General features: G+C 61.3%; 28 protein-coding genes, 1 tRNA gene and 3 pseudogenes. 17 read left to right on the top strand and 15 right to left on the bottom strand.

The features are described 5' to 3' along the window. Positions 1-5: 5 nt before the first annotated feature. Entirely contained in the window at positions 6-302 is a 297-nt protein-coding gene (locus tag SB772_RS11815; protein ID WP_410833440.1) for a DUF1330 domain-containing protein, read from the bottom strand. 162 nt (positions 303-464) lie between these two features. Here SB772_RS11815 and SB772_RS11810 point away from each other — a divergent pair, with 162 nt between their 5' ends. The 4 genes from SB772_RS11810 (at position 465) to SB772_RS11795 (ending at position 4720) form a co-directional block, all read left to right on the top strand. Beyond that, on the top strand, positions 465-1871 hold the full coding sequence (locus SB772_RS11810) for an NAD-dependent succinate-semialdehyde dehydrogenase (RefSeq protein ID WP_410833439.1): 1407 nt from the start codon (positions 465-467) through the stop codon (positions 1869-1871). A gap of 114 nt (positions 1872-1985) precedes the next feature. Continuing rightward, positions 1986-2870 carry a 3-keto-5-aminohexanoate cleavage protein gene (locus SB772_RS11805; RefSeq protein WP_410833438.1) on the top strand — a complete coding sequence of 295 codons (885 nt, stop codon included), beginning with the start codon at positions 1986-1988 and terminating at the stop codon, positions 2868-2870. Positions 2871-3061: 191 nt separating this feature from the next. Beyond that, a complete protein-coding gene (locus tag SB772_RS11800) occupies positions 3062-3493 on the top strand; it encodes a tautomerase family protein (protein ID WP_410833437.1) in 432 nt (143 codons plus the stop codon). A 207-nt stretch (positions 3494-3700) separates the two neighbouring features. Further along, complete coding sequence (locus tag SB772_RS11795; protein WP_410833436.1) at positions 3701-4720, top strand: zinc-dependent alcohol dehydrogenase family protein; 1020 nt, start codon at positions 3701-3703, stop codon at positions 4718-4720. A 395-nt stretch (positions 4721-5115) separates the two neighbouring features. Here SB772_RS11795 and SB772_RS11790 read toward each other — a convergent pair whose 3' ends face one another. The 10 genes from SB772_RS11790 to SB772_RS11745 form a co-directional block, all read right to left on the bottom strand. Further along, on the bottom strand, positions 5116-5736 hold the full coding sequence (locus SB772_RS11790; protein WP_410833435.1) for a TetR/AcrR family transcriptional regulator: 621 nt from the start codon (positions 5734-5736) through the stop codon (positions 5116-5118). A gap of 248 nt (positions 5737-5984) precedes the next feature. Then, positions 5985-6851: an SDR family oxidoreductase gene (locus SB772_RS11785; protein ID WP_410833434.1), complete on the bottom strand. Its 867-nt coding sequence runs from the start codon at positions 6849-6851 to the stop codon at positions 5985-5987. 830 nt (positions 6852-7681) lie between these two features. Further along, entirely contained in the window at positions 7682-7954 is a 273-nt protein-coding gene (locus tag SB772_RS11780; RefSeq protein WP_410833433.1) for a hypothetical protein, read from the bottom strand. Between the two features lie 513 nt (positions 7955-8467). Beyond that, positions 8468-9109: a DUF1109 domain-containing protein gene (locus tag SB772_RS11775; RefSeq protein WP_410833432.1), complete on the bottom strand. Its 642-nt coding sequence runs from the start codon at positions 9107-9109 to the stop codon at positions 8468-8470. Then, the gene (locus SB772_RS11770; RefSeq protein WP_410833431.1) at positions 9106-9609 is read right to left on the bottom strand and encodes a DoxX family protein; all 504 of its coding nucleotides are present in this window, start codon (positions 9607-9609) and stop codon (positions 9106-9108) included. The genes SB772_RS11775 and SB772_RS11770 overlap by 4 nt, the downstream gene beginning before the upstream one ends. A gap of 5 nt (positions 9610-9614) precedes the next feature. After that, positions 9615-10394: a putative DNA-binding domain-containing protein gene (locus SB772_RS11765; protein WP_410833702.1), complete on the bottom strand. Its 780-nt coding sequence runs from the start codon at positions 10392-10394 to the stop codon at positions 9615-9617. After that, on the bottom strand, positions 10384-11307 hold the full coding sequence (locus SB772_RS11760) for a DUF692 domain-containing protein (RefSeq protein WP_410833430.1): 924 nt from the start codon (positions 11305-11307) through the stop codon (positions 10384-10386). The genes SB772_RS11765 and SB772_RS11760 overlap by 11 nt, the downstream gene beginning before the upstream one ends. Positions 11308-11338: 31 nt before the next feature. Further along, a complete protein-coding gene (locus SB772_RS11755) occupies positions 11339-11644 on the bottom strand; it encodes a DUF2282 domain-containing protein (RefSeq protein ID WP_410833429.1) in 306 nt (101 codons plus the stop codon). Between the two features lie 164 nt (positions 11645-11808). Then, entirely contained in the window at positions 11809-12375 is a 567-nt protein-coding gene (locus SB772_RS11750; protein WP_410833428.1) for a sigma-70 family RNA polymerase sigma factor, read from the bottom strand. Beyond that, on the bottom strand, positions 12369-13010 hold the full coding sequence (locus SB772_RS11745) for a DUF1109 domain-containing protein (RefSeq protein WP_410833427.1): 642 nt from the start codon (positions 13008-13010) through the stop codon (positions 12369-12371). Before SB772_RS11745 ends, SB772_RS11750 begins: the two co-directional genes overlap by 7 nt. A 347-nt stretch (positions 13011-13357) precedes the next feature. Here SB772_RS11745 and SB772_RS11740 point away from each other — a divergent pair, with 347 nt between their 5' ends. From SB772_RS11740 to SB772_RS11725, 4 genes are all read left to right on the top strand, one after another. Then, positions 13358-13747, top strand: coding sequence for a thioredoxin family protein (locus SB772_RS11740; protein WP_410833426.1), 390 nt, complete (start codon positions 13358-13360; stop codon positions 13745-13747). A gap of 2 nt (positions 13748-13749) precedes the next feature. Next, positions 13750-14478 carry a cytochrome c biogenesis CcdA family protein gene (locus tag SB772_RS11735; RefSeq protein ID WP_410833425.1) on the top strand — a complete coding sequence of 243 codons (729 nt, stop codon included), beginning with the start codon at positions 13750-13752 and terminating at the stop codon, positions 14476-14478. A gap of 149 nt (positions 14479-14627) precedes the next feature. Then, positions 14628-15344: a hypothetical protein gene (locus SB772_RS11730; protein ID WP_410833424.1), complete on the top strand. Its 717-nt coding sequence runs from the start codon at positions 14628-14630 to the stop codon at positions 15342-15344. Further along, the gene (locus SB772_RS11725) at positions 15341-16420 is read left to right on the top strand and encodes a 3-oxoacyl-ACP synthase III family protein (protein ID WP_410833423.1); all 1080 of its coding nucleotides are present in this window, start codon (positions 15341-15343) and stop codon (positions 16418-16420) included. Before SB772_RS11730 ends, SB772_RS11725 begins: the two co-directional genes overlap by 4 nt. Before the next feature lie 621 nt (positions 16421-17041). Here the strand turns inward: SB772_RS11725 and SB772_RS11720 are convergent. Then, positions 17042-17209 (bottom strand): annotated as a pseudogene (locus tag SB772_RS11720) (allantoin permease); the annotation flags it as partial. Between the two features lie 453 nt (positions 17210-17662). On the opposite strand from SB772_RS11720, the gene SB772_RS11715 reads away from it, so the two are divergent. The 9 genes and pseudogenes from SB772_RS11715 to SB772_RS11675 all read left to right on the top strand — a co-directional run bounded on the left by SB772_RS11715 (position 17663) and on the right by SB772_RS11675 (position 22105). Beyond that, positions 17663-17917, top strand: a complete 255-nt coding sequence (locus tag SB772_RS11715) for an H-NS family nucleoid-associated regulatory protein (RefSeq protein ID WP_410833422.1) — start codon at positions 17663-17665, stop codon at positions 17915-17917. Between the two features lie 614 nt (positions 17918-18531). Next, positions 18532-18936: pseudogene (locus tag SB772_RS11710) on the top strand (cytochrome ubiquinol oxidase subunit I); the annotation flags it as partial. Between the two features lie 4 nt (positions 18937-18940). Next, on the top strand, positions 18941-19258 hold the full coding sequence (locus SB772_RS11705) for a cytochrome d ubiquinol oxidase subunit II (RefSeq protein ID WP_410833701.1): 318 nt from the start codon (positions 18941-18943) through the stop codon (positions 19256-19258). Then, entirely contained in the window at positions 19251-19814 is a 564-nt protein-coding gene (locus SB772_RS11700) for an FUSC family protein (RefSeq protein ID WP_410833421.1), read from the top strand. Before SB772_RS11705 ends, SB772_RS11700 begins: the two co-directional genes overlap by 8 nt. Positions 19815-19991: 177 nt before the next feature. After that, a complete protein-coding gene (locus tag SB772_RS11695) occupies positions 19992-20339 on the top strand; it encodes a hypothetical protein (RefSeq protein WP_410833420.1) in 348 nt (115 codons plus the stop codon). A gap of 86 nt (positions 20340-20425) precedes the next feature. Further along, on the top strand, positions 20426-20812 hold the full coding sequence (locus SB772_RS11690; RefSeq protein WP_410833419.1) for a potassium channel family protein: 387 nt from the start codon (positions 20426-20428) through the stop codon (positions 20810-20812). An 84-nt stretch (positions 20813-20896) separates the two neighbouring features. Next, a pseudogene (locus tag SB772_RS11685) lies at positions 20897-21076 on the top strand (IS110 family transposase); the annotation flags it as partial. Positions 21077-21299: 223 nt separating this feature from the next. Next, complete coding sequence (locus SB772_RS11680) at positions 21300-21851, top strand: DUF1003 domain-containing protein (protein ID WP_410833418.1); 552 nt, start codon at positions 21300-21302, stop codon at positions 21849-21851. 62 nt (positions 21852-21913) lie between these two features. Then, the gene (locus tag SB772_RS11675; RefSeq protein WP_410833417.1) at positions 21914-22105 is read left to right on the top strand and encodes a hypothetical protein; all 192 of its coding nucleotides are present in this window, start codon (positions 21914-21916) and stop codon (positions 22103-22105) included. A 9-nt stretch (positions 22106-22114) separates the two neighbouring features. Here SB772_RS11675 and SB772_RS11670 read toward each other — a convergent pair. From SB772_RS11670 to selA, 3 genes are all read right to left on the bottom strand, one after another. Then, positions 22115-22207: transfer RNA gene (locus SB772_RS11670), tRNA-Sec, on the bottom strand. Positions 22208-22234: 27 nt separating this feature from the next. Further along, positions 22235-24148 carry a selenocysteine-specific translation elongation factor gene (selB, locus tag SB772_RS11665; RefSeq protein ID WP_410833416.1) on the bottom strand — a complete coding sequence of 638 codons (1914 nt, stop codon included), beginning with the start codon at positions 24146-24148 and terminating at the stop codon, positions 22235-22237. Beyond that, positions 24145-25587 carry an L-seryl-tRNA(Sec) selenium transferase gene (selA, locus tag SB772_RS11660; RefSeq protein ID WP_410833415.1) on the bottom strand — a complete coding sequence of 481 codons (1443 nt, stop codon included), beginning with the start codon at positions 25585-25587 and terminating at the stop codon, positions 24145-24147. The genes selB and selA overlap by 4 nt, the downstream gene beginning before the upstream one ends. Positions 25588-25595: the final 8 nt, after the last annotated feature.

Raw genomic sequence — 25595 nt, 5'->3', positions numbered from 1 at the left:
GCATCTCAGTCATCGAGGCCTGCCACTACGCGCGCATCTCTTTCCGCTCCATCTCCCAGCACGGCCAAGGCATTCTGATAGGCCTCACTCTGAAATGTCGCGAGTGCCTGCTCGAAACTCGGGAATTCGACCACGACCGTCCGTTCCTTGAGACCCGCCTGGAACGCAACGACTTCACCGCCTCGCACCAGAAATTTTCCACCTGCCGCTCTCACCACCTGTGTCGCGAGGACGCCGTACGCCGCGAGCTTGCTTGCGTCATAGACCGCCCGATACGCCGCCACCCAATATCCCTTTGCCATGTCGTTCGCTCCGGTTGAAAGATACATGAGCATGCTAACGGCGTTAACATGAATATTCAATGCGGGTTATTCCCGATCTCGAAAAGCTGGTCAAAGGAGGTGATAACGGTGTTAACATTAGCCAACGCAATGACTGGATGCCAACCTTTCGTGGAGAAATTCATGCCGTACACGACGATCAATCCCGCTACCGGCGACCTGCTCGCCACCTACGACGAAATATCCGACCCGTTGCTCGAAGCGAAGCTGGTTGCAGCGCAGCGCGCTTTTGAAACCGACTGGCGCCATCGTCCGGTCAGCGACCGGGCGCGCATTGTGTCGCGTGCGGCGGCGCTATTGCGCGAGAAGGCTGACGAATACGCGGGCTATCTGACACTGGAAATGGGCAAACGCAGCGCCGAAGCACGCAAAGAAGTGGAATCGTCGGCGAACATCCTGGACTACTACGCAAAGCACGCGCACGCATATCTGCAACCGCGCCCGCTTGCGGAGGCGCCAGGCGCAACCGTGCACATTGAGCCAATCGGCGTGCTCTTCGGCATCGAGCCATGGAATTTTCCGTATTATCAGATCGCGCGCGTAGCCGGTCCGCAATTAATGGTGGGCAACGTCCTGCTGCTCAAGCATGCGGAAAGTGTGCCGCAATCGGCGTTGGCCTTTGCTCGCTTGTTCGAGGAAGCAGGCGCGCCCGAAGGCGTGTATACGAATCTGTTTATTTCAATCCAGCAAGCCGGCCGCGTCATCGAAGACCCGCGGGTCCAAGGGGTGACCCTGACGGGCAGCGAACGGGCCGGCGCCGCCGTCGCCGAGCGTGCCGGCCGCAATGTGAAGAAGGTCGTGCTCGAACTGGGCGGAAGCGATCCGCTCATCGTGCTGGAAGATGCGCCGCTTGACTGGGCGGTCCAGAGCGCGGTGGCGGGCCGCATGCTCAATGCGGGTCAATGCTGCGTGGGTTCGAAGCGCATCATCGTGGTCGGCAAGACGCGCGGCGGCGCTTTTCTCGAACGCTTCGCGCAGCGGATGGCTGCGCTCGAGACAGGCGACCCGGCCGATCCTGCGACCGCCGTCGCCCCGCTTTCGTCCGAGCGCGCGTTGACGTTGCTGCTTGAGCAGATCGATCGCGCGGTTTCGCACGGCGCACGCATTGTGTGTGGCGGAAAGCGCGTTGAGCGCCCGGGCTTCTACTTGCAACCGACTGTTCTGACCGACATCTCGCCGCAGAATCCCGTCTTTGCCGAAGAGCTGTTCGGCCCCGTCGCAGCGTTCTACGGCGTCGAGGACGAAGCTGCCGCGATTGCGCTCGCCAACGGTACGCCATACGGTCTCGGCGCGTCGGTGTTCACTGCGGATACCGAACGCGGCGAGCGACTCGCCGCGCAGATCGACAGCGGTATGGTGTTTATCAATCAGCCGTTCGGCACGGCGGCGGAACTACCGTTTGGTGGCGTCAAGCGTTCAGGGTTTGGCCGGGAGTTGTCTCAGATGGGCTTTGACGAATTCGTCAACAAAAAGCTGATCAGGGTTGCCCCCGTCGGAGCGGCACCGTTCGGCCCCGCGCAAGCCGCCTGAATGGAGCACGGCATGCCGTCCGCTCATTGCCATGTCCGTTGACGGGCCTGAACCGGTCACAAGACGAAGCGCGCAATCGTGGCGCTTCGTTCATATTTCCTTTGAAGGAACGCTATGACAAGCAAGACGATTATCAGTTGCGCACTCACTGGAAGCGACGATACGCAGCGGCTGAACCCTGCAGTGCCGGTTACGCCCGAGCAGATCGCCAATGAGGCCATGGCTGCATGTGATGCCGGCGCGAGCATCGCACACATTCACGTACGGGACCCCAGGACCGGTGCTCCAAGTACCGAGCTGTCGCTCTACAGAGAAGTTGTTTCGCGTATCCGCGATAGCGGATGCCCGATTCTGATCAATCTGACGACCGGCCCTGGCGCACGTTTCGTCCCCAGCGACGAAGACCCGAACCGGGGAAGTGAACTTAGTACGATGATGACGCCCGAGGCGCGGGTACGGCATGTGCTCGAGTTGCGTCCCGAGATCTGCACCCTGGATGTCGCAACCATGAACTTCGGCAGTCGCGCATTCGTGAACGTGCCCGACCATCTGATCAAGATGGCAACCTTGATCGAGGAAGCTGGCGTGAAGCCGGAGATTGAGGTATTCGATCTCGGGCACGTGCGCCTCGCGCGCCACCTGATCGAAACGCAAGGGATTCTGCAGGCTCCGCTGTTCCAGTTATGTCTTGGCGTGCCATGGGGAGCGTCCGCTGACACTGAGAGCCTTCTTCAGATGACGCGCTACCTGCCCGAGAACGCCCGTTGGTCGGCGTTCGGCATCTCGCGCGCCCAATTTCCGATCGTGGCGCAAAGCGTGATTCTTGGCGGGCATGTCCGCGTCGGCCTCGAGGACAATCTTTATCTTGCCAAAGGGGAACTGGCGCCAGGCAACGCAGCGCTGGTCAAACGTGCGGTCAGTATCGTCAAAAGCATCGGCGCAGACGTGGCAACGCCTGACGAGGCTCGCAGCATACTCGGCCTTCCCGGTCGCCAATAGAGCGGGTGGAGAGCGGGACCGCCTTCCCTAAGAACGCTACGTTGCGAAGCGCATTGGTTTTTTTAACCGGTAGCCTATCCTTGGGCTACCTATACCGCCGCCTCACTCATGTCTGGTTCATCCTTTTCCTGCAAGAGACCTGGATGTTCCGGCATAAGAAACGCGGCATTTATTGATGCATGGAGACAAAAATGCCTTTGTGGAATATCTATCATCCGGTTGGCGCCTACACGGCAGATGACAAGCAGGAGATGGCCAGGCGAATCACCGACATTTACATCATTCCTCCCTTCTATGTAGGCGTTCTGTTTCATGAACAGCCGAAAGACTCCTTCTTCATGGGAGGGGAGTCGCGAGGCGATTTTGTCAGAATCAGGTTAGACCATTTCGCCAGACACATCGCCAAGGATGTCGAATGGACGAAGTCCTGGCTCCGCAAGGCGAACGCCGCGATTGCGCCATTTGTCCAGGATCGAGGCTATCACTACGAGTTGCATGTCGGAGAAACGCCGCAAGAACTGTGGTTGATCGACGGCATTCGACCACCTCGGCCTGATACGGAAGCTGAGAAGAAATGGAAGCTCGAAAACCGGGCGTCGCCATATGATCCGAGCGAAGGTTGAATCGATCAGTCACGCCTGAAACGACTCGGAGGCTGAACTCAACCGACTGCGGTGAAAGCCGGGCTTTCACCGCAGTCTCTCCCTACCTGCTGGCTGCCTACGGTCGGTCGCTCCAGTCATCGGCAGACATCGTGCGTTCATAGCTTTGGACAATCGTTTTCCGTGGGGGCATGATTAACACCGCAACTCGAGCGAAGGAGAAAGCACATGAAGGCCCTGATCATCGAACAGAACGGCGAGCCGTCAGAGGTAGTCCACTGGCGTGATTTGCCCGAGCCGACACCCGGGCCAGCTGAAGTGCGCGTGAGGATGCTGCTGGCGCCCGTGCACCCGTCCGACCTGCACGTCATCCGTGGACGTTTCGCGCGTCAGCGTCAGCCCGAACTGCCCGCCTCGCCCGGGTCCGAGGGCGTCGGAATCATCGACGCCGTGGGCAGCGACGTGCCGCGCACGCGAATCGGAGAGCGCGTCGTTTTACTGAACGTGCCCGGAACCTGGAGAGAGCAGGTCATCAGTCCGGCTGAGCGGGCGATACCTGTACCGGCGGCGATCTCCGACGAGGACGCCGCACAGGCTCTCATCAACCCGATGACGGCATGGGCAATGACGATGTCGGAGCACCAGCTCGGACGCGGCGACTGGCTTGTCCAGAGCGCAGCCGGCTCGACGGTCGGTCGCCTCGTGCTGCAGATCGCGAAAGCGGAGGGGTTTCGCACCATCAGCCTCGTACGCCGTGAAGAGCAGGTCGCCGAGATCCAGGCGCTTGGCGGTGACGTCGTGCTATGCACCGCGGACGAAAGCTGGCCCGAGCAGCTGATGAAGGCCACTGGCGGCAATGGCATCGTGAACGCGATTGACTGCGTCGCCGGCCGCACGGGCGCTACGCTCGCGCGTCAGCTGGCCCCGAACGGATGCCTGCTCGTCTATGGAGCCTTGTCGTCGCACCGCCAGACAGACCCGGCGGCCTTCGAGATGCCGATTTTCGCCCCGGCGCTTGTCTACTCAACTGCCGAGGTGCGCGGCTGGCTTATCTTCTCGTGGCTTGCACGCAAGGGGCTGAGCGAAAGCAGCCAGGCGCTGCGCAGCCTGCTCGACCGCATGGCTGCCGGCAGCTTAAAGCCGCCGGCAGCGCGCCGCTACCACGTTGATCGCGCACTCGAAGCCTTCACGGCCGCGGAGAGCGCCGCACACGACGCCAAACCGCTGCTAGCGTTCGCGGAGCGCTGAGCTTCGCCCGTGTCACCGTCGCAGGCGGCTTTGTGCCGCCCGGCGGCCGCGGATGAAGCTTGATCGAAGGTTGAAGTAAGACGGCGTCAATCAGGCGCGGTATTCGTGAGTTATTCGCTGTCCCCGTTTCTGGAGAACACCGTGGTGTATGTAAAACGATATGCCTGTTGCATACGCCCGGGCGCGGCCAGAAGCGGGCAGTGGTCATCGACCGCTTTCGCACCAGAGGCAGCTTCGCACGGCGCGCCTCTGACCTCAATGCGAGGTTTGACTCCAGGACTATGCGATGACCGCAGGCTTGCGCGACTCCGACGCCCTAGGTGCCGGCACTGGCGACAGTATGGCGTCGACGTCGGAAAAATGGATTTCTGGGGAAAGATCGACCTGGTCGAAGCCTAGTGTTTGACCGGCCAAGCGGCGATTGCCGCGTCCGCCATGCTCACCAGATCTTCCTGGGTGGCTCCGTCGTAGGCTTGAACCGCCATTCCTTGAACCACGCCAAGATAAAACCTGCTCAGGCGGTCGATATTCGTTGACTTTGGAAGCTCGCCAGCGGCGACCCCACGTTCGAGACCCGAGCGCATCACGGTCAGCGAATCTGTGCGTACCTGCCGAACGGTCTGCGGGATCGACCCGGGGATTTCGTCTCCCAGCGTCGCCAGGTTGACCATGCAGCCCGCCGGCTTACCTTCGAACCCAGGAAGCACGTTGGCCGCAGCCAGCAGCACCTTGTGAATGCTCTCGCGGGCGGTAGGTCCGTCATTGATATGAGTCCAGATCAGCGAATTCGCGATCGAGCTGTAGAGCCCAATGGCTTCCACATAGACCTTCTCCTTGCTGCCGAAGGCCGCGTACAGACTCGGGGAGCGGATGCCCATCGCATCGCAAAGGTCGTTCATCGACGTCGCGAGAAATCCCTTGCGCCAGAACACCAGCATGGCGGCCCGGAGGGCGGCATCACGATCAAATTCTCTCGGGCGCCCGATCGTCGGCGCCGTATCGGCTTTCTGTGTCATGCGACACAGTAATCGATATGGCGCCAAAAATCAACTGGGCACACCCTCTCCAGGCAGCGCTAGTGAGCCCTGGTCACCCCGTTAGCTTGCTGCTCGCGACGCTGGCCTTTGTCAGCGCGTGATCTCGCCGCAAGATTCATCCCTTGAAAACGAGGGAGGCTCCTCACGGAGCCTCTCTTCCTGTTCCTTCAGTCCCGAACAAACCCATCAGTAACCCAGCCAAGCCGGAAAGGAACAGGCGACCGCGTTTAAGCGATCCTCAACTTCTCCAGGCCCGACATGCCGAGGCCGCCGATCATGCTGCTCTGGATCGGCCGGACGGCTGCGTTGACCGCGTCGGCCCCGAACCCGTTGCCCACGACGACACGCTCCGGACGCTGACCGGCCGGCGTTGCCGCTAGCTTGGCGATGGCTTCGGCCACGTCGTGCGGATTTGGTGCTTCGGCACCGCCGAACATGCCTTGCATGATCTGCAGGAGCCCGTCCTGGGCGTTCGAGACCTCGCCGTACGCCTTCGTGCGGTCAGCTTCCCCGCCGTTGAGGTGGCCGTAGAGGCCGGTCGGATACGCACCGGGTTGCACCAGCACGACGTCGATACCGAGCTGCGAGAGCTCGTAGCGATAGCCTTCGGTCAGGGCTTCCACCGCGAACTTGGTCGCGCCATAGAGGCTCATGAACGGGATGGTGACGCGACCGAGGATCGAGCCGACGTTAATGACCAGGCCAGAGCCGTTCTTGCGGAGCTGCGGCAGCGCTGCGCGCAAGACGCGTTGAATGCCGATCACGTTCACATCGAACATCTGGCTGGTGTGCTCGGTGGTGATCGACTCCGAGATCCCCTGGACCATGAAGCCTGCGTTGTTCACGAGGATGTCGAGCTTGCCGCCGGTCAGCTGGAACAAGGCCTTGAACGCGGCCTCGACGCTCGCGTCGTTCTGCACGTCCATCTCGAGTACCTGGATGCCCTTGGCCTCCAACTCCTTCGCATGGGCGGCATGCTTGCCCGTGATGCCGCGCATCGTGGCGTACACCTTGTGACCAGTCTTGGCGAGGGTCTCGGCAGTGTCTTTGCCGAATCCGCTCGACGTACCGGTGATGAGAACAACTTTGGACATGGGGTCTTCCTTACTTGGCGTGTTTGCCAACCTTGCAGTCGGCGGGTTTAATAGTCGCTGCTCGTCGCAAAAAGCGAAGCAGCGACAGCACGTCATCTCAACGTTCCAACCATGTCAGCGTCGTGGCCTGACGATCTGTGAACTTGAACGCATCGTCGGCGCTGGCTGCTGCCTGGTTTTCTCAATCGACGTACTGATTTCAGTTCCTTCAGCGAGAGCCTGCTCTCGTGGAGAACCTCCGTCCACCATTCTGTGTTGAGCGGTACATAATGGTGGACGAATTTGATCTTTGGTGTCAATCAGATTATTGTAACGGTCAACACAGAAAGAAAAACGAGGCTCGTTTTAGGGCGACGAGGCGGGGGATCGATCAGCATGCGCTTGCCGGAAAGCCACGCAACGAGGCTCGGAATCGGATTCTCGGACCGGACGCCGCTGCCGAGCGCCGTGGCGAGAGCGCTCGGCACTAGCGACGCGGCATTCAGTGGTGCGAGATCGACAAAGCTCACCAGCCCGCTCGCGTCGGCCCGGCGTTTGTGCGCAACGGCCACCGCAACGGTCGTCTTGCCGATTCCACCGGGCCCGACGATCGTGACGACACGCCCGTCGAGAAGCTTCGAGGAAATCGTCTCGATCGCGCTCTCGCGACCGACGACATGCCTGAGGCGGTTATGACGTCGCTTATCGGCTGTTCACCTGGCGCAACGCATTCAACCCCGACAGGCGAAATCGCGAATGCCGTGAACGCGCGCAGACGACAGCGCGTCATGCACTGACGGGTATGCAGTGAAATAGTGAAAAAGGCCCGCCGTGCGGCGAGCCCCCTGACGTTACGGAGTGCGCCCGTATGCAGATTGTGCGGCATCGTTGAGCGCCTGCCAGTTGAATCCTTCAAGCAACACCGCGAGCTGCAGCGAGGACAGCGGCGCATTGCCCGTGTCCATTGGCGATCCCGAAGCGTCATCCGTGAGAGTCGTCTGCGTCTGCTTGGGCGCACTTACGGGACTGCCGTGTGATGTGACGGCCTGATCGATGGCAACGAGGCCAGTCAGGGTGGTGATGGCAAGAACGGTTCGGGTAGTGGCAGTAATGTGACGCAACATGTCAGGCCTCCATTCAAAAAAAGGAAGTGAGCGAATTGCTTTCGCGTCATCAGGATAAGAGACCCAAGCTTATTGTCAGCTTAATAGCTGTAGATTTGTTTCACTGCTGTCTGTGAGACCGGCGAAATCCTGCTTTCGTGAGTGACCGCTTCGGCCGAACTGCTGTCCCCGAGAAACGGGTGTGGATGGCCGGACCACTCTGCTAGCTGCCCTTTGATGCCGGACCGCGCGACCGGCTGCAGTGGGTCGGCTTATGCCTTTCGCATATTCTCTGCGACCGGCGATCGATCTAGGTCTGCGTCGGACCGGGATCGGCCGAGGGTGTGTCAAAACGCAAAAGCTCAAGGTTTTGAAGGGTCACTTTACCCTTCCCGGCAAGCCACCAAGCCGTTGTAGGCCATTCTCGAAAGCCGAACCGACGAGACCGGCTCGACGGGCGAACCGGTCCTCGACTCTAACGGCGCGAACCCAATCGGGCGGCGAATGTGCCGAATCCATCAGAAACCGCGAACGTCACCAACGTAGCCAATGCGGCGCGATGGCCGCACCGATGGTGGTGGTAATGGCGATCGCGAGCACGTACCAGACGCCCCAGAACGGCACGGCCATCTCCGAGCAATACAGCGAGTAAACGAGCAGCCCCTGTGCGCCGGCCAGCAGGCCCGCGCCCGCGCCGGCCAGCGCGAGGCGGGTAGGCGCGAGCTGCTTCATGGCGTGCATCATGGCGGTGAGCGACGGAAAAGACAGCACCACGACGCTCGCCGTCGTGGTGCGCCATGTCGTGCCGAGCATCAGTTGAAGCCGGTAGCCCGGCGGCGTTGCCATCAGAATGCCTCCGGCGGCGAGCAGCATCGTGACGATGGGCAGCGCGACCGCGAACCAGGCGAATTTGAGCGGCGCGCCGGGGCGTCCCAGCCGCTCCGCGAGCTTCATGGCCGCAGCGACAATCGCAAGCGGGAAGACTAGGCGCACCCAGAACATCGTCGTGAGGATCAGCTCCGGCATGTCGCTTCGGACACCGTACAGCGCGACCAGCAGGACCGTGCTGCCGGCAAGGCCGAGGATCAGCGCGCGATTGAGCAGCTTGGGGACGGCGCTGCGCTCGACCGGCGAGATGTCCCTGGCTAGCCGGGCGACCAGATCTCGCGTTTTCATGACCTGTTCGCACGGTCTCCAAGCAGATAGTCGATCGAAATCAGGCCCGGTCCCCAAGCAGCGATGCCAAGCGCCATGGCCGCCCAGGTGATGTGAATCGGCCAGCCGTCCGGCACGGTCAATTCGATGATGCAAGTCATCAGTAGCAGACCCGCGGCGGCGAACCGCGTGCCGAGGCCGAGCACGAGCAGCACCGGAAACGTGACCTCTCCGCAAGCGGAAAGGAAGGCGAAGACGGCCGGAGCCGGAAACGGATACGGGCCGCCCGGCAGATGCAGCCTGAATTCATCGGTGAAGAGGTCGATGGCCGTATCGTTGAGTTGCAGGAAACCGTGCCATTTGAGGATACCCGATTTCCAGAACGGAACGGCCAGCGCAATGCGCAGCACAAGTTGCACGAACCACGGTTGCGCGAGCCGTTCGACGAGGCGTTGCGCGCGCACGATTGCATTCGCGACGATGCGCGGGAAGGACAGTCGTGTGTCTTGTCGAGTCGACATCTTGATTACTCCCCCTGTTGGATGCCGGTAAACACGCCAGCTGAAATCATCGCTGCCAGATTGGCCGGCAGGTCGAAGGATTCGGTCTCTGCGAACGCCGCTTCGGCCGCGGCGCCGAGCGGCTCGCCCTCGATGAGCGCGATGAGGAAGGCGGCGCCACCGGCGGGCAGGCGCGAAACAATCACGTCCTCGTCCGGCCGCGTGACGAGCGCGTCTTCCGCATCGCTCGAACAAAGCGGGGAAACGGGGCCATCCGTGCGGTTCATCGCGAAGATCGCGACGGCCGGGTAGCGCGACCGCACGATTCGCGCGGCGGGGTGGGGGACGAATCGCACCTGCGCCAACGATGACGGATCGACGCTCGCCAAAGTCTCAGCCTTGAGCGTCGCGGCGTCCGCCGCGTGATACGCGTCCAGCCAGGCGCGTTCGATGTACGCCGTATCCGCGAGCCAGGGCATGTCGCGCGCATACTCGTACGACTCGATGAACGAGGGGAAATCCCGCCCGTACTCGAATAACAGCTGCGAAACCGGCGGCGTGGCGCGGACGTGAGAGCGCGCCATCGCGCGGAAGAACTCGACGCCCGTGATGCGCTGGACGGCGGGATAGATGGCGGCCAGCGCGTCGATGAGGTTGACCGTGACGTTGTTGCGATAAACGTTGTATCGCTTGACCACGCCTTTTCCGCGCGCGGCCACGACGTCTTCGGGCGCGGCCGTCCCCGGATTCGTCAGACCCGGCGCGAACGCCGCCGCATATTCGAGAGGACAATACTCAGGCTTCATGGCCGGCGTTCTCCACGAGTAACGTTTCGTGCTCCGAGACGATCCGTCGAGCCGCCAGCGCCAGCGCACGCAACTCGGGCCACTCGGGGAGATGGCTGTCCCACTCGATCAGCGTCGGTATTGGCCCGGTGCGTACCACGACATGCCGGTAAAGATCCCAGACCGGGACAGCGATGGCCCGGTCGTGACTGTCGATGAGCAGCATTGCGTTCTCGTCGTCATGCTGCTCGCTGTGGCCGGCCAAATGAATTTCGCCCACATATTGAAGCGGAAATTCCGTGAGATATGCGCGGGCCGAATAACCGTGATTGACCGCGGAGACGAAAACGTTGTTGACGTCCAGCAGCAGACCGCAACCCGTCCGTTGCGCGACTGCGCGGATGAAATCCGGCTCGCTCATGATCGACGACGCAAACGCGACATAGGTGGACGGGTTTTCGAGCAGCATCGGACGACGGATGGTTTCCTGAACCTGGTCGATGTGCTCACACACCTTGTCGAGCGTGGCTTTCGTGTAGGGCAGGGGCAGGAGGTCGTTGAAGAACGTCCCGCCGTGCGAGGACCAGGCGAGATGTTCGGAAACGAGCGCAGGTTCGTAGCGATCCACCAGCTCGCGAAAGCGCGCAAGGTGACGGACGTCGAGCGTATCCGGCCCGCCGATCGACATGCATACGCCGTGAAGCGAGATCGGGTAGCGCTCGCGGATCGCGGCAAGCGCCCGATGCGGCGGTCCGCCCGCGCCCATGTAGTTCTCGGCGTGAACCTCGAAGAACCCGTCTTGCAGGCCGTCTTCGAGAATTGCGGCGAGGTGTGCGTGCTTGAAGCTGGTGCCGGCAAGCCCGGTTGCGCCGGGCGCCGAACGATGGGGACGGCCAAGCGAATTCGCCGCCGCTGATCTCTTGGAATCGCTCATGGTCGTCCCGTCCCTCTTGTCGTTTGCGCGATCAGGTCGGCGTGAGCGAGCCGTGGCCGCCGCCCGGCACCTGAATGCTCGTGCACGTGCCACCCTGAACGAACTTCCACGAGTTGCCCTGGAAATCGACCGCCGACGTACCCTGGCAGGTCGTGCCCGGGCCGGCCGCGCAATCGTTTTGCCCCTTCAACGCGACGCCATAGCACTTTTCCTTGTGAGCCGCGAGAGCGGCACTTTCTTCCGCCTTGGTGAGCGGCGCGGCATGCGCCGCCGATGCGAGAAGGCTTGCAACTGCGCCGGCGAGCAGGGCAGCACTGACATTGATCTTTGCGGACATGAAATCTCTCCAAGAGTAAGAATGGAAGGTATCCGTGGTGGATACGCCAGTTAATTCGCCGGATATCAACGACTGGTTACAGCGAACCCAATTCTTTAATTCGTGAGGTTGCAGTGCAGGTGTCGGGGGTGAAGGAGAGTTGCTGGCTTCAGGCACCCAACTACTTAAGCAACCCCGCGCAGCCTGGCCGCGAGTGCCTTGAGGCCGCGATGCACGCCGACCTTGACGGCCGATTCCGAGAGCCCTGTCAGCTGCGCGGTTTCGGCGACCGACAGACCCTCGAGCTTCACATGCAGAATCGGCAAGCGCTGCTTGTCGGGCAGCTGATCGAGCAGCTTGCCGATGTCGCGGCGTGCCGCCAATGGTTCGTCGTCCGACGCGCAGAAGATGTCGAAGTGATCGTCGATGGAATCGTGCAGCGATTCGCGGCGCGCCCGTGCCCTGAAGAAATCCATCAGCTTGTAGCGCGCGATCGCGTGAACCCACGCCGTCAGCGGCTCCTCGGGCCGGTAAGTGTGCCGCCCGTTGTGGACGGCAAGCAGGATCTCCTGGACGAGGTCCTCGACGTCGTCCGTGAGCTGAGGAATGCGTTTGCGCAGGTAGCCGCGCAAGTGGCGCGTCAGCTCGCTCAGGAAAGTGTGATAGGCCACGGCGTCGCCGCTCATGCTGCTGATGAGCAGGGCTCTCATTCGCGTCTCTGTCGAATGCACGGTCGGTCGGCCTTCTACCATCGCAAGCATCGCGGCCCGAGAAGCGCGCCCGCCACGACGGGAAGCGCCATGCCGATGACGTACCAGACGGCCCAGAACGGCACCCCCATTTCCGGACAATGGAGGCAATAGGCAACGGTCCCGGTAGCGCTTCCGAGCGCGCCGGCGGCCGCGCCCGCGAGCCGCAGCCGCGTCGGCGCGAGCCCGCGCACGGCCCAAAGCGCCGCAGCGAAGCCGGGTACCGAAAGGACGGCGATGTTCAACGGGCAAGTGCGCCACGTATGGCCAAAGAGCAGCTCGGCGCGCTGCGCGGAAGGCGCGAGCCAAAACACGGCCAGGCCCGCAAGCCAGACGACGCCGACGGGAACGGCAATCCCTGCCCATGCCGCGCGCACGGCAGCGCCGGGCCGCGAAAGACGCGCGGTGACGAGAAGCGAGCCTGCGGCGAGCGCGACCGGGAACGCCAGCTTGGCCCAGAAGAGCGGCGTGACGGGCATCTCGCGCAGATCGGGCCGAGGACCGTAGAAGATCAACACGAGCAGCGTTGCGCCGATCGCGCCAGCGAGCAGCGCCCAGCTGAAACGCCGTGCACCCGCATGCGGATCGACGGGCGTGACGTCGGCGGCTAGCAGCGAGACCAGACGGCCGGTTTCCATATCGTTCTACCTGCATTGACTCTAGAACTAGTTCGGTTGGCGGCCGCGTTCGGTTACACCTGACTGCCAACTCTTGCCGGGTACGCCTTGCGCGTCCGGGCCGACAGGACCGGACGGGACCGATGCAGAGCGGCGCCCGCGCATCGTGCGAGAACACTCTACAGCGTAAAAGAAGCATAAAAATAGTCGAACTGCTGTAACCGACGCCGAAGGTATGGCGAATTACCAATCAAAGCCGCCGTTGGTCCATTTTAGAAGCCGGAGCGACCGTGTCAGCGTCCACGGACGAAGTGACAGGCAGACCAATCACTCCGGATTAACAGTGCAATGCCCCAGGGAGTGTCCCCATGAACATCTTTCGCCCCGCAGCCGCATTGAGCATGGCAATGTTACTTTCTACAGCAATTCAAGCTGCCGAATTTCACGAATTCGATAGCGCGGCATTCGCTTCCGCTCAAGCTGCTGGCGAGCCGGTGCTTATTGACGTTCGGGCGTGGTGGTGCCCTGTATGTGCATCACAAAGACATACGATCAAGAAGATTGTCGCCGCGCCGGCGTACGACAAGCTCGTCGTTTTCGAGCTCAATTACGATCGTCAAAAGTCCGAGTTGAAACGCTTCGGTGTTTCTAAACAGGGTACGTTAATTGCGTTCAAGGGCGCGACCGAGACGGGTCGCTTAATCTTCCAGACAGATCCCGGGAAGATCCAAACTTTGCTCACAAGTGCTGTGCAGTAGCTATGTCCGCGGCTCTAGACCTGCTGCCGCTGGGCTTTGCGGCAGGCGCACTGACAATCCTTTCGCCGTGCGTGCTCCCGCTCGTGCCAATCGTGCTGGGGAGTGCGGCGCAAAAAAGCCGCTTCGGCCCGTTCGCGCTCACGGGCGGACTGGTCCTGTCATTCACGTTGTTGGGTCTCACTCTTGCGGCATCAGGAGTCTCCAATGCCCCAGACGCCGATCTCGTCCGTTCCATCGGCGCAGTAGCTTTGATCCTGATCGGGATTGTGACGTTGGTCGATCGCGCCCAAGTTTTGTTCAACCGGATCGTCGCACCGATCGCCGACTGGGCGAGCCACAGCCAGACGGCATTGGACCGCTATGGCCTCATCGGCCAAGCGGCGATCGGGGCGTTGCTTGGCTTGGTTTGGAGTCCTTGTGTCGGGCCAACGCTCGGTGCAGCGACGGTACTTGCCAGTCAGGGAAAGAATCTGAGCGAAGCCGCTTTAGTGATGCTGGCCTTTGGACTTGGAATCGCGTCGACATTGCTCGCCATCGCAGTCGCGGCACGTAGCATGTTGAGTCGGTGGCGCGGCAGATTGATGCGTGTTGGAGGAAGCAGTAAGCAGATACTCGGCGGCTTGCTGATCGCGGTTGGTTTGCTAGTCATTACGGGGCTTGATCACCAACTTGAAGGAGTCGCTCTCGCTATCTCGCCGCAATGGCTGACTGATCTGGTCGCCCGATTTTGAAGGATTTAAATCTTTCCGGACTTCTCGACAGACGAACCTCGGCTTTCATATCCAGAAATTATAAAAAGGTTCCGAACGGTGTCGTTCCAATTGAGGCGACTAAGTACGTCAGACCGTCAGGTCAGCCAATTTTCGACAGGAAGTTGCAAATGCGCCTTATTGTGGACAAGGTGGAACAGGTTGCCGTGAGTTCCGCATCAGGCGTGTGCTTTGTCTTGTCGCGCCCAGCAGATGCCCTACCGGTACCATTTGTGGCTGCGCCGCGCCTCGATGAGGCCACCGCACAAGCCCTGGCAGATGTTTTGCCATTGCTTAGCTGCGGCGAGGAAGCTGCGACGATCGCCTTTCATCGGCTGGCCGATCAAGCGGGCAGCGACACTGAAACGACTATGGCGTTGCGGCGAATTGAAATGGAGGAACGTGTTCACGAATCGCTATTGCAGCAACTCACTGTCATGCTGCCACCGTCCAAAGATGCGGCAGAACTCCGCCGCGCCGCGCGTCGATTCCATATCCACCTGGCAGCCCAAGGGCCGGCGCTGCATCTCGCGCGGATTGCGGCGATCGATGCGGCCGCTTGTACAATTCTGTCACGCCTGATCGCGTCTCGCGCAGCGCTCTCGCATGATGCAGTGATCGTCCAACTGTTTCAGCGTATTCGTCATGATGAGGCGCGTCATGTTGCAGTGGCGAAAACCCTGGTCCACGCACTCGGAACAAGCGATCGAATGCACCACGCTGCCGCGGTCGCACGGCTGTCGCTCGCGGATTTATTGCGCCTGCGAGGCGCGGCATTCGAAGGACTTCGTATTGATCCAGACGCGCTCATCCGCCATGTCGCGCGCTTGCCGAATGGCTTGCTATGACTACAGCATCCACCCGGAATTGGTACGCGAACGGCAGTGTTGCTGTTCTGGGCACAGGCGTTTCTTTACCTGGGCCACCGGTCGGTAACGAACAATTATTTGACTTGGTGGCCCCTTTCTCACCTGGACTGTCTTTGCGCGCGATAAGCGCAACGGCGCGGCGGCTGGCAATTGAGACGCGTCATATCAGCCGTGCGTTCCGGGCCCGCGTCGAGGCTCCTGTACCTGGCGCACGCAACCCCGAGCTTGCGGCAAACGCCATACGCATCGCACTCGACGAGGCAGGCCTTACAGCCGGTGATCTCGGTTATTTAATCGGCCATACTGCCACGCCGGCGCAGCCATTGCCGTCCAATATCGCGCTGGTGGCGGATGAACTTGGCTACGCTGGGCCTCATCTCGAACTGCGCCAGGCGTGCACGGGATTCGCAAACGCACTGGTGATCGCCTTCGGGCTGCTGGCGCCCGCAGGTGCGCGACCGGTGGCAATTGTGGGGTCGGAGACCGGCTCGCTCTTCTTTGATCCGGCCCGCGCTGCGACTGACCGGGACCAGCGAGTCAGTCTCGTCCAAATGGGCGACGGCGCGGCAGCGATCGTGTTGGCGCCTTCGGATCGGGGGCCGCATCGATTGCGGGCAAGTTGGTTCGGCTCCATTGGTTTGGGCAAGTCCCCTGGGCTCGAGATGCGCACTGGCGGCTCCGATTGTGCCGCGTCTGCCTCTTCGCCGCTCAGCTTCAGCCATGATTACGGCCGGATTGCGGAGACTGGAGTAGGGCTGTTCGAAGAAGGTCTGGCCGCGGCGGCTTGCCAAGGGGTTACGCCAGGCACGGTTGACTGGATCATTCCGCATCAAGCAAACGGGCGCATTGGCGTGCAGCTTGCAGCGCATTTCGACATTCCACTTAACAAGATATTCGTCAACGCGCATCAAATTGGTAATACAGGATCTGCAGCGATTTGGCTGGCGCTTTCTCAACTACGAGCGCGCGGATTGCCGAGCGGCACCCGCGTGCTCACGCTGGGCGCCGAAGCAACCAAGTATATGCATGGCGGATTCTTGTATGAGCATGGCTAATACTTGAGCGGAGCGCGGGCACGAATAGGACTTGGGTTTCACGAGAATGTCATGACAGCCCGTGCAAAGCGTCCGCGCTGGTAATGGGCAGAATTGCCACTGGAGGGCATCAAGCTGCAGGATCTCTGACTCGGCATCCCATGCAAGCGATAGCGTCTTGAAAGGATGTGCGATCTTGACCCGCGACCGTAGCCGATAGCGGGCGGGCATCAAGGGGCGAGGGACCGTGTTGCCCGCACCCCTCCCTCGCCTTTCTCCTTGATGCACGCCCGCTATCGGCTCCTTGATTCGCACGGGCGGAAACCCGGGAGAGAGGATTTGAAGTTCTGAACACCTCCACCCCATGCAGGAATTATTTTTGCCACTCAAAAACGATGTCCCGTGTGACTGGTCGCCAATTGCAGGCGACAACGGCGGGATTCTGCATCTGCTTTGAAACAAATGGATGTTCGGACCTGCGCCGGCTGTAAGACTTCCTGACAGCGTACAAAAACACAAACCGGCGCTGGACCAGCGCCGCTCCGCCTGCTGTTACCTGTTCCCGGCGACTAGGTACCCTGTATGGACCGGAGATATAAGATCCTGAAAGGCGGCTCGCCACCTTCGGTGTCTGTCTACGTTCTAGCCACGCACGAACCACGTTCGTTTAGCCGAATTGAGCATGCCCCGATACACAAGCCAGGGCACGACAAAGCTCGCTGGCGCGGAGAACGACTGCACCGGTCCCGGCACATTCATCAATACAAGGCCGGCGAACGCGCCCGCAAACCATGCGGTCAACCCTCCCGGGGGAGTCGCAAAACAGGCGGAAAAGCGGCGGGACAGACTGCCCACCCATATGCGGCCTTGCTGGGCGCAGTCGCTGCGCGCCCGGGCCCGGATAGTGACCGCGCAGCGGGACTCCTTTCGTGCGACGGGGTTGCACATGTCGCGGCCCCGGGTGGTGTGTCGAGTTCGCCTGCCTGCCGCTGCCCGTCGTGCGTATTGGAAGTCGAGCGTGCCTTCGCTAAACGACGCTTAGGGCGAAGCCGCTACATTTGCAACATCGATAACACATTCAACCGACAAGAGCGTCATGCACGAAGCAACCCAACCTCTTCCCGCGCAGCGACGTCCCCGAGCGGACCGAAACATTGACGCGCGGGGTTCATGAAAGGGTCGCACGCGAACGGCATGCCAAGTCGAAAGCCGTAGCCCACACCCTTTGATCCGCACAATGAAATTCACGCCCGGGAGCGACCTATGTCGACGTTCATTGAGCGTCTTGAAGGAGAAGCGCGCGAGCGCCTGATCTGTTGGCTCAGGCGTCGCATGATGAAATCCGGGATCACGATCGAAGCGCTGGAACACGCGCTCAATCGCGATGTCGAGGATGATCAGATGATTCGCTATCGCGATGCATACGGCAATGCGTGGACAGGTCTCGGCGAGATGCCTGAGTGGCTGCGCCGCGCAGTGGCCGCAGGCCAGAGCATCGATCACTTCCGCTGCGGCTGAGCGTCCCGCCTGGGCCGCGATGCGAAATACCGACCGACGACTCCTGGCGGGGAAGAATCATCGTGCGAAACGAAAAGTTACCGTTCGTACCAGAAAACAGCAAAACCACACCACTGTCACGCTACGTACTGAAGCAGCCCGACGCGCGAACCTGAATCCTGCGCGTATCCCACAGGGCATTCATCCCATCACCTCACGTGTCGGAGATGTACATGGGCAAGAAAATTACGGAATGTCGAAGTCCTCGAACGAGTGGGCGTAAAGCGCTGCTATGACATCGTGGGCGACACACTCAGTCTGTTTGCCGAGGAAGCCGGTCGCCATTGCGCACAAGTCGTCCTGATTCCCTGTCCTCGCTGCTCAGCAAGCGCCGAGCGCCCATGGCATCGCCGGGCTGATTCCAGATTCATGTAATAGCAGTCCTTCGCCCCGCCAGGTATCATCAAGCACCTGGAAGCATGAACCGTTCAGTTCAGTCACTACGGCCTGGTGACTGCACTGCGGACCTCAATGTGACCGTGGGCCTGATGAACGTCCTGCCGGGCAATTCACGGCCACCGATTCAGCAACGTGTCTCGGTTGCGCAAACCAACCTCTGTCCTTAGGGGAGCGGTATGGACACTACTGCGCTCATGCTGTCGCGATTGCAGTTCGCTTTCACGGTATCGTTTCACGTCATCTTTCCGTCGTTCACCATCGGTCTGGCTGCGTGGCTGACGGTACTGGAAGCGCTGCATCTGATTACCCGGCGACCCGTGTACCGCCGCGTCTTCGACTTCTGGCTGAAGATATTCGGGATCGCATTCGGCATGGGCGTGGTCTCCGGAATCGTACTGGCCTTCGAGTTCGGCACGAACTGGAGCGAACTGTCACGCCTTTCCGGGCCGATTCAGGGACCGCTGCTGTCCTATGAGACCTTCACGGCCTTCATGCTCGAGGCATCGTTCTTCGGTGTGCTGCTGTTCGGCAGGAACAGGGTGAAGCCGGGGCTCTATCTCCTCTCGGCGGAAAACCTGGCTGATCGTGGCCGGTGTCGTGTTGTGGGGCGCTTTCTCGCCGGTCTACTCGTTGCTGATCTCAGCGTTCTATGTGCCCGTGATCCTGATGCTCACCGGGCTGATCTTTCGCGGCGTCGCCTTCGAATTTCGGGGTATGGCGCGCCGTACGCGGGTGATCTGGAACGTGGGCTTCGTGGTGGGTTCGGTCGTCGCCGCCTTCATGCAGGGTGCAATGGTCGGCGCACTGGTCAAAGGGCTGCCGGTCGTCAATGGCCGCTTTGCGGGCGACGTCATGACGTGGTGCAGCGGATTCTCGGTATTGTGCGGTGTAGCGCATGACTGAAACGAAAGAAACGCGAAACGAAGCGCGCATCCGCGCCGCCGACATATTGATCGGCCTGCTCAAGAGCCTGCCGTTTCGCGACCGGCTCGCCGAGGGCAGCCTGACGGCGCTGCAGGCCGTCTGCGGCGCATGTCTCGCCTACGGCATCGCCTGTGCGCTGCACACTGACCAGGCTTTCTGGGCCGCAATTACGGCTATCGCGGTCACACAGCACAGCTACGCGGATACCCGCAACCTCTCGCGCGACCAGTTCATCGGGGCCATGGTGGGTGGCCTCTTCGGTTTCGTCGGCGCGTCGTTCGGCGCTGGCACGCACGAGATGCTGGGCTACGCGACGACAATTGCCGCGGTAATCGTCGTCTGCTGGTGCGTGAACGTGGGCAGCGCAGCGCGCCTTGGCGCCATCACTGCGACTATCGTGCTGCTGGTTCCCGCGCAAGGGCCGCTATGGGGCGTGCCGTTGTTCCGGCTCGTGCAGGTCGTCCTAGGCACGGTTTCCACGCTACTCGTCAGTTGGCTCTTCACTCAAATTCAGCAAAGACTGGCGCGACGCTAGTGCCAGCCATATGGGGAAACACGCCTTAATGGGTCGCACCTGAAAAATTCAATTGGGCCGGATAGGTCCTGTTGCATTCGATTTTGGACTTGAAAACGGTCGTCGGATCAGCCACAGGTTCCTCGAGCTGGATACGGCCGGTCGCCAACGAGAGTAAATACACTTTGGAGAATTTTGATGAGCAAGAAATCGTTTTCTGATGATGCCAGCGACTCGAATGAAACAACTGGACAGGCGTTGGTGGCGTTGACACTACAGGTCAAGGAGCTAGTCCAGGATGGGTCGCTAGATAGCCGGTTTGCTGCGAAACTCGTAAAACGATTGAAGAAGGAGGCTGATGCCATTGCGGAAGGCGGCAACGCGACGAAGCCTGGGCAGAAGGAGCTGACGAAGGCTTTCGACGCAGCCGAAGCAGTGCTGCGTGACCATGATGCAGCATTGTTAGTCACGGCCAACGCGGCGCTGCGAGAGACCGACAACACGACCAGTAGTAAGCTGTCGCAGCAACGACCAAAAGAGGGCTAACCAAGCCTCTGCATGTCGAAAGCGTCCAACTTCCACCGGCAGATATCGTCGCAGTTCGCTTTTCAATTGTCTAAGGGGTTCACGACATGGATAATGCCGCCAAGGATACTGTTCGCGCCCGGATCCAACCGCGCCGTGCGATTGCCGAGTTTGCTATGGTGCTCTGGCATCTGCGCGCGATTCTGGCGATTCTGCTGATGCTTTTCCTCATTCTGTCGGTCGCGATGTATTACGTTGGTGGGACCGTCGATGCATCCACGCGAACGCAGTCATCGCTAGGTCAAACCGCCTACTTTTGCGCGGTCACGGCGCTGACCATCGGCTACGGCGACGTGGTACCGACTACCATGCTTGGTCGGATCGTCGCAATATTGCTTGGACTGCTCGGCGTGCTGGTGACAGGTGTGATAACGGCTTCCGCTGTTTATGCTATCCAGGTGGCTGCGCAACGGGCCGGCCTACTACCCCGCTAGAGCGGGTTAGATCCAATGCAGCAGGAAGGCCGGCGAGCTGATCCGTAAAATCAGCTTGTCAAGGCTTGCTCAAGGGAGAGCATCATGCACACACAACAGGTCTCCAGGCCGTGCGCCGAGGACGTTGTACTGGCGGTGTCGCTTGAGCTGGCAACTGCGAAATGGAAAGTTGCGCTGCATGATGGCCGCCGCGATCAGCCAGCCGTGCATACGGTCGCGCAGCCACAGGCCGCATCCCGTCTGCAGGCGGTTCTGTCCGTGATCCTTTCTGTCAGACCTGGTAACCTGGCGGGATGACAGTTCGCAAGCCATACCCAACGGATGTTTCGGACGAGGAATGGTCATCCCTGACCGCGCCAAGGGACTCTGTTCGACGTCAACACTTTGGCTCCGCTCCCCCTCGCAGCTACTCCTTAGGGCTCTTACATAAAAATTCGCCGGTGAGAACCGAAGCCTACCCCCAACCTTTAATCAACAGGTCACCACCATGAGCGACGCGAATCACAAACACGCCCCACTCCACGAAGCTAAGGCGAACGCCGATCATCATTATCGGTTCCACATGCCGCACGTCCATCTCAGCTCGGTGTTCGGCGACGACTGGTTTGCGCTCAAGGCCGAAAGCTTCGCGCGTTTCTTTGGAACACCAACCTTCCTGATTGCGCAGACGGCTATCGTTGCGGTCTGGATTGCCGTGAACATGCTCGGTTTGACCAAGTTCGACGTTTATCCTTTCATCCTTCTGAATCTTGCCTTCAGCCTTCAGGCAGCGTACGCCGCGCCGCTGATTCTGCTCGCACAAACACGTCAGGCGGATCGCGACAAGGTTCATGCTGATGCCGACGCTCGCCACCGCGAAGACCTCGCGCTGGCGAGCGAACAGCGCCAGGTGCTGGCGGCCAGGCAGACCGAGCAGCTTGTTGCATTGCTCGAGCAGAACACGCAGCTCACCGCAATGACAAAGCAGATGAGTGAACGTATCGAGGCGTTGACGCTGGAGTTGCACAGCAAGCTGGCGCAACCCAACGGGAGCGCTTAGGGTCCCCGCGACTCCACGCCGCTCGATCACAGCGTGTCGGCCCCTTCACATCGGAGGAGCAGGTGAAACTTCTCGCCGTTGCCGCTCCGCAATTTCGAAACTTCTTGCAGTTCGCTATCTGGTCCGGGCTACGCACCAGCGAACTCGTCGCGGAGCACACATTCAAGGCACGGAAGGCGATCTTCCACGACCCCCGCACCAAGGGGAATGACTGGCATCCGGTGATATTCGCGATTGCCATGAAAACCCCGTAAAACCTGGGGCGGAAGGCAGCCGGAGTCGAACCGACCTGAGAGCGGCTGACGCCCTCAACTGGGTTTGAAGCCCAGCCGTACCACCGGATACGGATGCCTTCCTACGGTGATCAGATCATTCGTTGCGAATCAGAGCAGATCGAGCCAACGACTATCCGTGCGCATCAGATGCAGCCCACGGTGGAAGCGAGTATAACCAACCCGGTCGAAAAACTCTAAGAGCTGAATCGCACGCTTTCGTCCAAGACCGGTGGCATCGCGAAACGGCGCGGCAGCCACTGTCCCTGCGTTCTTATGGGCTTCGGCGACCGCAATCGAGGCCAGTTCGCGAATCGCATCAGGATGGTAAAAGAGGTCGTGCACGACCTGAAAAATCTCTCCCTGCTGCGCTAGCTTGCGCATCAACTGACGCACGCGGTCCTCGGATACGTCATGCGCGCTCGCCAGATCGCGGACCCAGGGAGGATCGAAGCGCCCTTCTTTCACAGCCGGCAGCAGCGCCGCCGCGAGCGCGCGATCGGCGTCGTCGAGCGTCACCGCGTGGTCCGGGAGACACAACCAGGGCCCGCGTCTGACGATCGCGCCGCGCCCCCCGGCATCGTCGACTAGCGCGCGCCACACCGCCTCGTCGACGAGAGGCGCCGCCATCCGCCGCAGGCGCGATGCATCCGGGCCTGGTTCGTCAGGCACGCGTTCATGGTATTGCTTCAGCGCCGCAGTCAATCGCGCAGCCAGCGCTTGCCATGCGGCGTTTGCGACGAGCAACGCGGCGTCGCCGGGAAGCTCGACCACGCGTGTGTCGAGCGGCAAATCAAGCGCCGCGGCCGGCATGCCCGTTAAACGCTCCAGCAAGGAGCGTGACAGGCCGTGAGGTGCGCAAGCAAACATGGCGTCGAGCGTTCCAGTCTCCAGCATGGCCTGCATCGCATCGAGCCATGCGAGGCGTTCAGCGGAACGACGCTTGCGCGCCGGCGCAAACGGATCGAGCACATGACCGCCGCCGATGGTGCGACTAGCCTGCGCATTCCTCACGACGAAGCGGTCACCGGGAAGCGCGCAAACCGGGCGCTCGAACACGAATTGCACACGCCCGCGCTGACCGGCGGCAAGCGTCGCACTGTCGAGCAACGCGACATGCGCAACCTGATGCTGCGTGCCCAGATGCACGTGCAACGGCGCCCAGTGCTCCAGCGTGAACGGCGCATCGGCAAGCAGCGTCAACATCGCATCGATACGTTCCGACGCCTGCGACAGACGCAGATCGACGATCCAGTCGCCGCGATCGATCGCGCTCTTTTCGATGCCCGCAAGATTCAGCGCGCAGCGCTCCCCGGCCCGCCCGGCTGTGGCCGGACGATTCTGCGAATGAATACTGCGCACGCGCACGGGCTGATTTTTTGGCGCGAGCAGCATCGTATCGCCGACATCGACGCGCCCCGCCACTACCGTCCCCGTCACGATCGTCCCTTGCCCCGCGAGCGTGAAGACCCGGTCGACCGCGAGACGGAACAGGCCATCGTCGCGTTTCATCCGCCAGTCCGCGGCGGCAGCGAGCAGATGTGCCTTCAACGAAGCGACGCCGGAATCGTCGGCACGCATCGCGCAGGTGTCGAAAACAGGCGCGTCCTGCAGCACGCTGCCGCGCAGAAACGCCGCGATTTCCCGACGCACGTCCTGCAACCGCTGCGCGTCCACGCGATCGACCTTTGTCAACGCTATCGCGCCACGCTCGATGCCGAGCAGTTGCACAATGGCCAGATGTTCGCGCGTTTGCGGCATCACGCCGTCGTCGGCGGCGATCACGAGCAGCGCGAAATCGATACCGCTCGCGCCGGCGGTCATCGTGTGGACGAGTTTTTCGTGACCCGGAACATCGATCAGGCCGAGCACGTCGCCGTTCTCGAGCGGCACGTACGCATAGCCAAGTTCGATCGAAATGCCGCGCGCCTTTTCTTCCTTCAACCGATCGGTATCGACGCCGGAAAGCACTCTTACCAGACTCGTCTTGCCGTGATCGATATGTCCCGCCGTACCGACGATCATGCGCGCGCGCCCTTCGATTGCTCAAGCAGTTGCTCGAGTAGTTGCGCTTCATCGGCGGCTTCGAGACAACGCAGATCGAGGCGCAACGCGTCGACCGCGATTCGGCCGATGACGGGCCGCGCCATCTCGCGCAGCACCTTCTCCAGCGCGAGCAACTGACGGCCGCCGCGCCTTCCATCAGCCATCCTCACGACAAGGCCATAGCTCGCCAGCACGTCGACAGGCAACGCGCCGCTGCCGATCTGGCTGAACATCGGTTCCGCCGCCACCGCGTAGCGCTCGCCGATTGCACGCTGCAACGCGGGTTGCATGCGTTCCGCCACAAGCCGGATATCGTCGGCGGGACGTGTGAGCAAGCGCAGCGTAGTCAACCGTTCAGCGAGCCGCTCCGGCGCGCGATAGAGTTGCAGCACCGGCTCCAACGCTGCAAGCGTCAGTTTGCCGACCCGCAGAGCACGTTTGAGAGGATGCTTCTTGATTCGCGCGATCAGGTCGCGCCGGCCGACGATCAAGCCGGCTTGTGGGCCGCCGAGCAATTTATCGCCGCTGAACGTGACGAGGTCGGCGCCGGCTTCGATGGTCTCCCGTACCGTGGTTTCGCGCGGCAAGTCCCATTGCGCCAGATCGACCAGCGTGCCGCTGCCGAGATCCACGGCAACGGCAAGACCTCGCGAATGGGCGAGCGGCGCGATTTCACCGACACCGACCTCTTTGGTGAAGCCGTTGATCGCGTAGTTGCTCGTGTGGACTTTCATCAGCAGCGCGGTGCGCGGGCTGATTGCTTCTTCGTAATCCTTCAGATGCGTGCGATTCGTGGTGCCGACTTCGCGCAGCTTCGCGCCCGCGCGGCTCATGATGTCGGGAATGCGAAACGCGCCGCCGATTTCAACCAGCTCGCCACGCGACACGATCACTTCTTTCTTCGACGCGAGCGCCGACAACGTGAGCAACACAGCCGCGGCGTTGTTGTTGACCACGGTCGCCGCTTCCGCGCCGGTCAGTTCGCAGATGAGTTCGTCGATCAGATCGTCGCGATCGCCGCGCTTGCCTGTCGCAAGATCGAACTCGAGGTTGGCGGGTTGCGTGAGCGCCTTCACGACGGCGTGCACCGCTTCGTCAGGCAGCAACGCGCGGCCGAGATTGGTATGCAGCACCGTGCCGGTCAGATTGAAGACGCTGCGCAAGCGGGCCTGGTTGCGCTTGCGAAGCGCCCCCTTGACCGACATCGCGAGTTGCGCCGCATCGAGCGCGCTGACCGACGCGTCTCCCGACTGCACGCTCGCGCGCCAGCTGTCGAGCGCGTGACGCAACGCATTCAAAACCTGCGAGCGGCCGAACTCGACCACGAGCGGCGCAAACTCGGCCGACGCCATCACCTTCTCCACCGATGGCACACGACCCATCAGTGCCCGCAATTCAGCGCTCGTTACATCGCTCACAAGATCAT

The organism is Paraburkholderia sp. SIMBA_030, from assembly GCF_046535245.1.
GTDB lineage: Bacteria > Pseudomonadota > Gammaproteobacteria > Burkholderiales > Burkholderiaceae > Paraburkholderia.
This window is presented reverse-complemented; position numbering and strand designations above follow the sequence as displayed.

Coding starts and splice junctions, on each gene's coding strand:
- SB772_RS11815 (WP_410833440.1), bottom strand. CDS start 302: ATGGCAAAGGGATATTGGGTGGCGGCGTATCGGGCGGTCTATGACGCA.
- SB772_RS11810 (WP_410833439.1), top strand. CDS start 465: ATGCCGTACACGACGATCAATCCCGCTACCGGCGACCTGCTCGCCACC.
- SB772_RS11805 (WP_410833438.1), top strand. CDS start 1,986: ATGACAAGCAAGACGATTATCAGTTGCGCACTCACTGGAAGCGACGAT.
- SB772_RS11800 (WP_410833437.1), top strand. CDS start 3,062: ATGCCTTTGTGGAATATCTATCATCCGGTTGGCGCCTACACGGCAGAT.
- SB772_RS11795 (WP_410833436.1), top strand. CDS start 3,701: ATGAAGGCCCTGATCATCGAACAGAACGGCGAGCCGTCAGAGGTAGTC.
- SB772_RS11790 (WP_410833435.1), bottom strand. CDS start 5,736: ATGACACAGAAAGCCGATACGGCGCCGACGATCGGGCGCCCGAGAGAA.
- SB772_RS11785 (WP_410833434.1), bottom strand. CDS start 6,851: ATGTCCAAAGTTGTTCTCATCACCGGTACGTCGAGCGGATTCGGCAAA.
- SB772_RS11780 (WP_410833433.1), bottom strand. CDS start 7,954: ATGTTGCGTCACATTACTGCCACTACCCGAACCGTTCTTGCCATCACC.
- SB772_RS11775 (WP_410833432.1), bottom strand. CDS start 9,109: ATGAAAACGCGAGATCTGGTCGCCCGGCTAGCCAGGGACATCTCGCCG.
- SB772_RS11770 (WP_410833431.1), bottom strand. CDS start 9,609: ATGTCGACTCGACAAGACACACGACTGTCCTTCCCGCGCATCGTCGCG.
- SB772_RS11765 (WP_410833702.1), bottom strand. CDS start 10,394: ATGAAGCCTGAGTATTGTCCTCTCGAATATGCGGCGGCGTTCGCGCCG.
- SB772_RS11760 (WP_410833430.1), bottom strand. CDS start 11,307: ATGAGCGATTCCAAGAGATCAGCGGCGGCGAATTCGCTTGGCCGTCCC.
- SB772_RS11755 (WP_410833429.1), bottom strand. CDS start 11,644: ATGTCCGCAAAGATCAATGTCAGTGCTGCCCTGCTCGCCGGCGCAGTT.
- SB772_RS11750 (WP_410833428.1), bottom strand. CDS start 12,375: ATGGTAGAAGGCCGACCGACCGTGCATTCGACAGAGACGCGAATGAGA.
- SB772_RS11745 (WP_410833427.1), bottom strand. CDS start 13,010: ATGGAAACCGGCCGTCTGGTCTCGCTGCTAGCCGCCGACGTCACGCCC.
- SB772_RS11740 (WP_410833426.1), top strand. CDS start 13,358: ATGAACATCTTTCGCCCCGCAGCCGCATTGAGCATGGCAATGTTACTT.
- SB772_RS11735 (WP_410833425.1), top strand. CDS start 13,750: ATGTCCGCGGCTCTAGACCTGCTGCCGCTGGGCTTTGCGGCAGGCGCA.
- SB772_RS11730 (WP_410833424.1), top strand. CDS start 14,628: ATGCGCCTTATTGTGGACAAGGTGGAACAGGTTGCCGTGAGTTCCGCA.
- SB772_RS11725 (WP_410833423.1), top strand. CDS start 15,341: ATGACTACAGCATCCACCCGGAATTGGTACGCGAACGGCAGTGTTGCT.
- SB772_RS11715 (WP_410833422.1), top strand. CDS start 17,663: ATGTCGACGTTCATTGAGCGTCTTGAAGGAGAAGCGCGCGAGCGCCTG.
- SB772_RS11700 (WP_410833421.1), top strand. CDS start 19,251: ATGACTGAAACGAAAGAAACGCGAAACGAAGCGCGCATCCGCGCCGCC.
- SB772_RS11695 (WP_410833420.1), top strand. CDS start 19,992: ATGAGCAAGAAATCGTTTTCTGATGATGCCAGCGACTCGAATGAAACA.
- SB772_RS11690 (WP_410833419.1), top strand. CDS start 20,426: ATGGATAATGCCGCCAAGGATACTGTTCGCGCCCGGATCCAACCGCGC.
- SB772_RS11680 (WP_410833418.1), top strand. CDS start 21,300: ATGAGCGACGCGAATCACAAACACGCCCCACTCCACGAAGCTAAGGCG.
- selB (WP_410833416.1), bottom strand. CDS start 24,148: ATGATCGTCGGTACGGCGGGACATATCGATCACGGCAAGACGAGTCTG.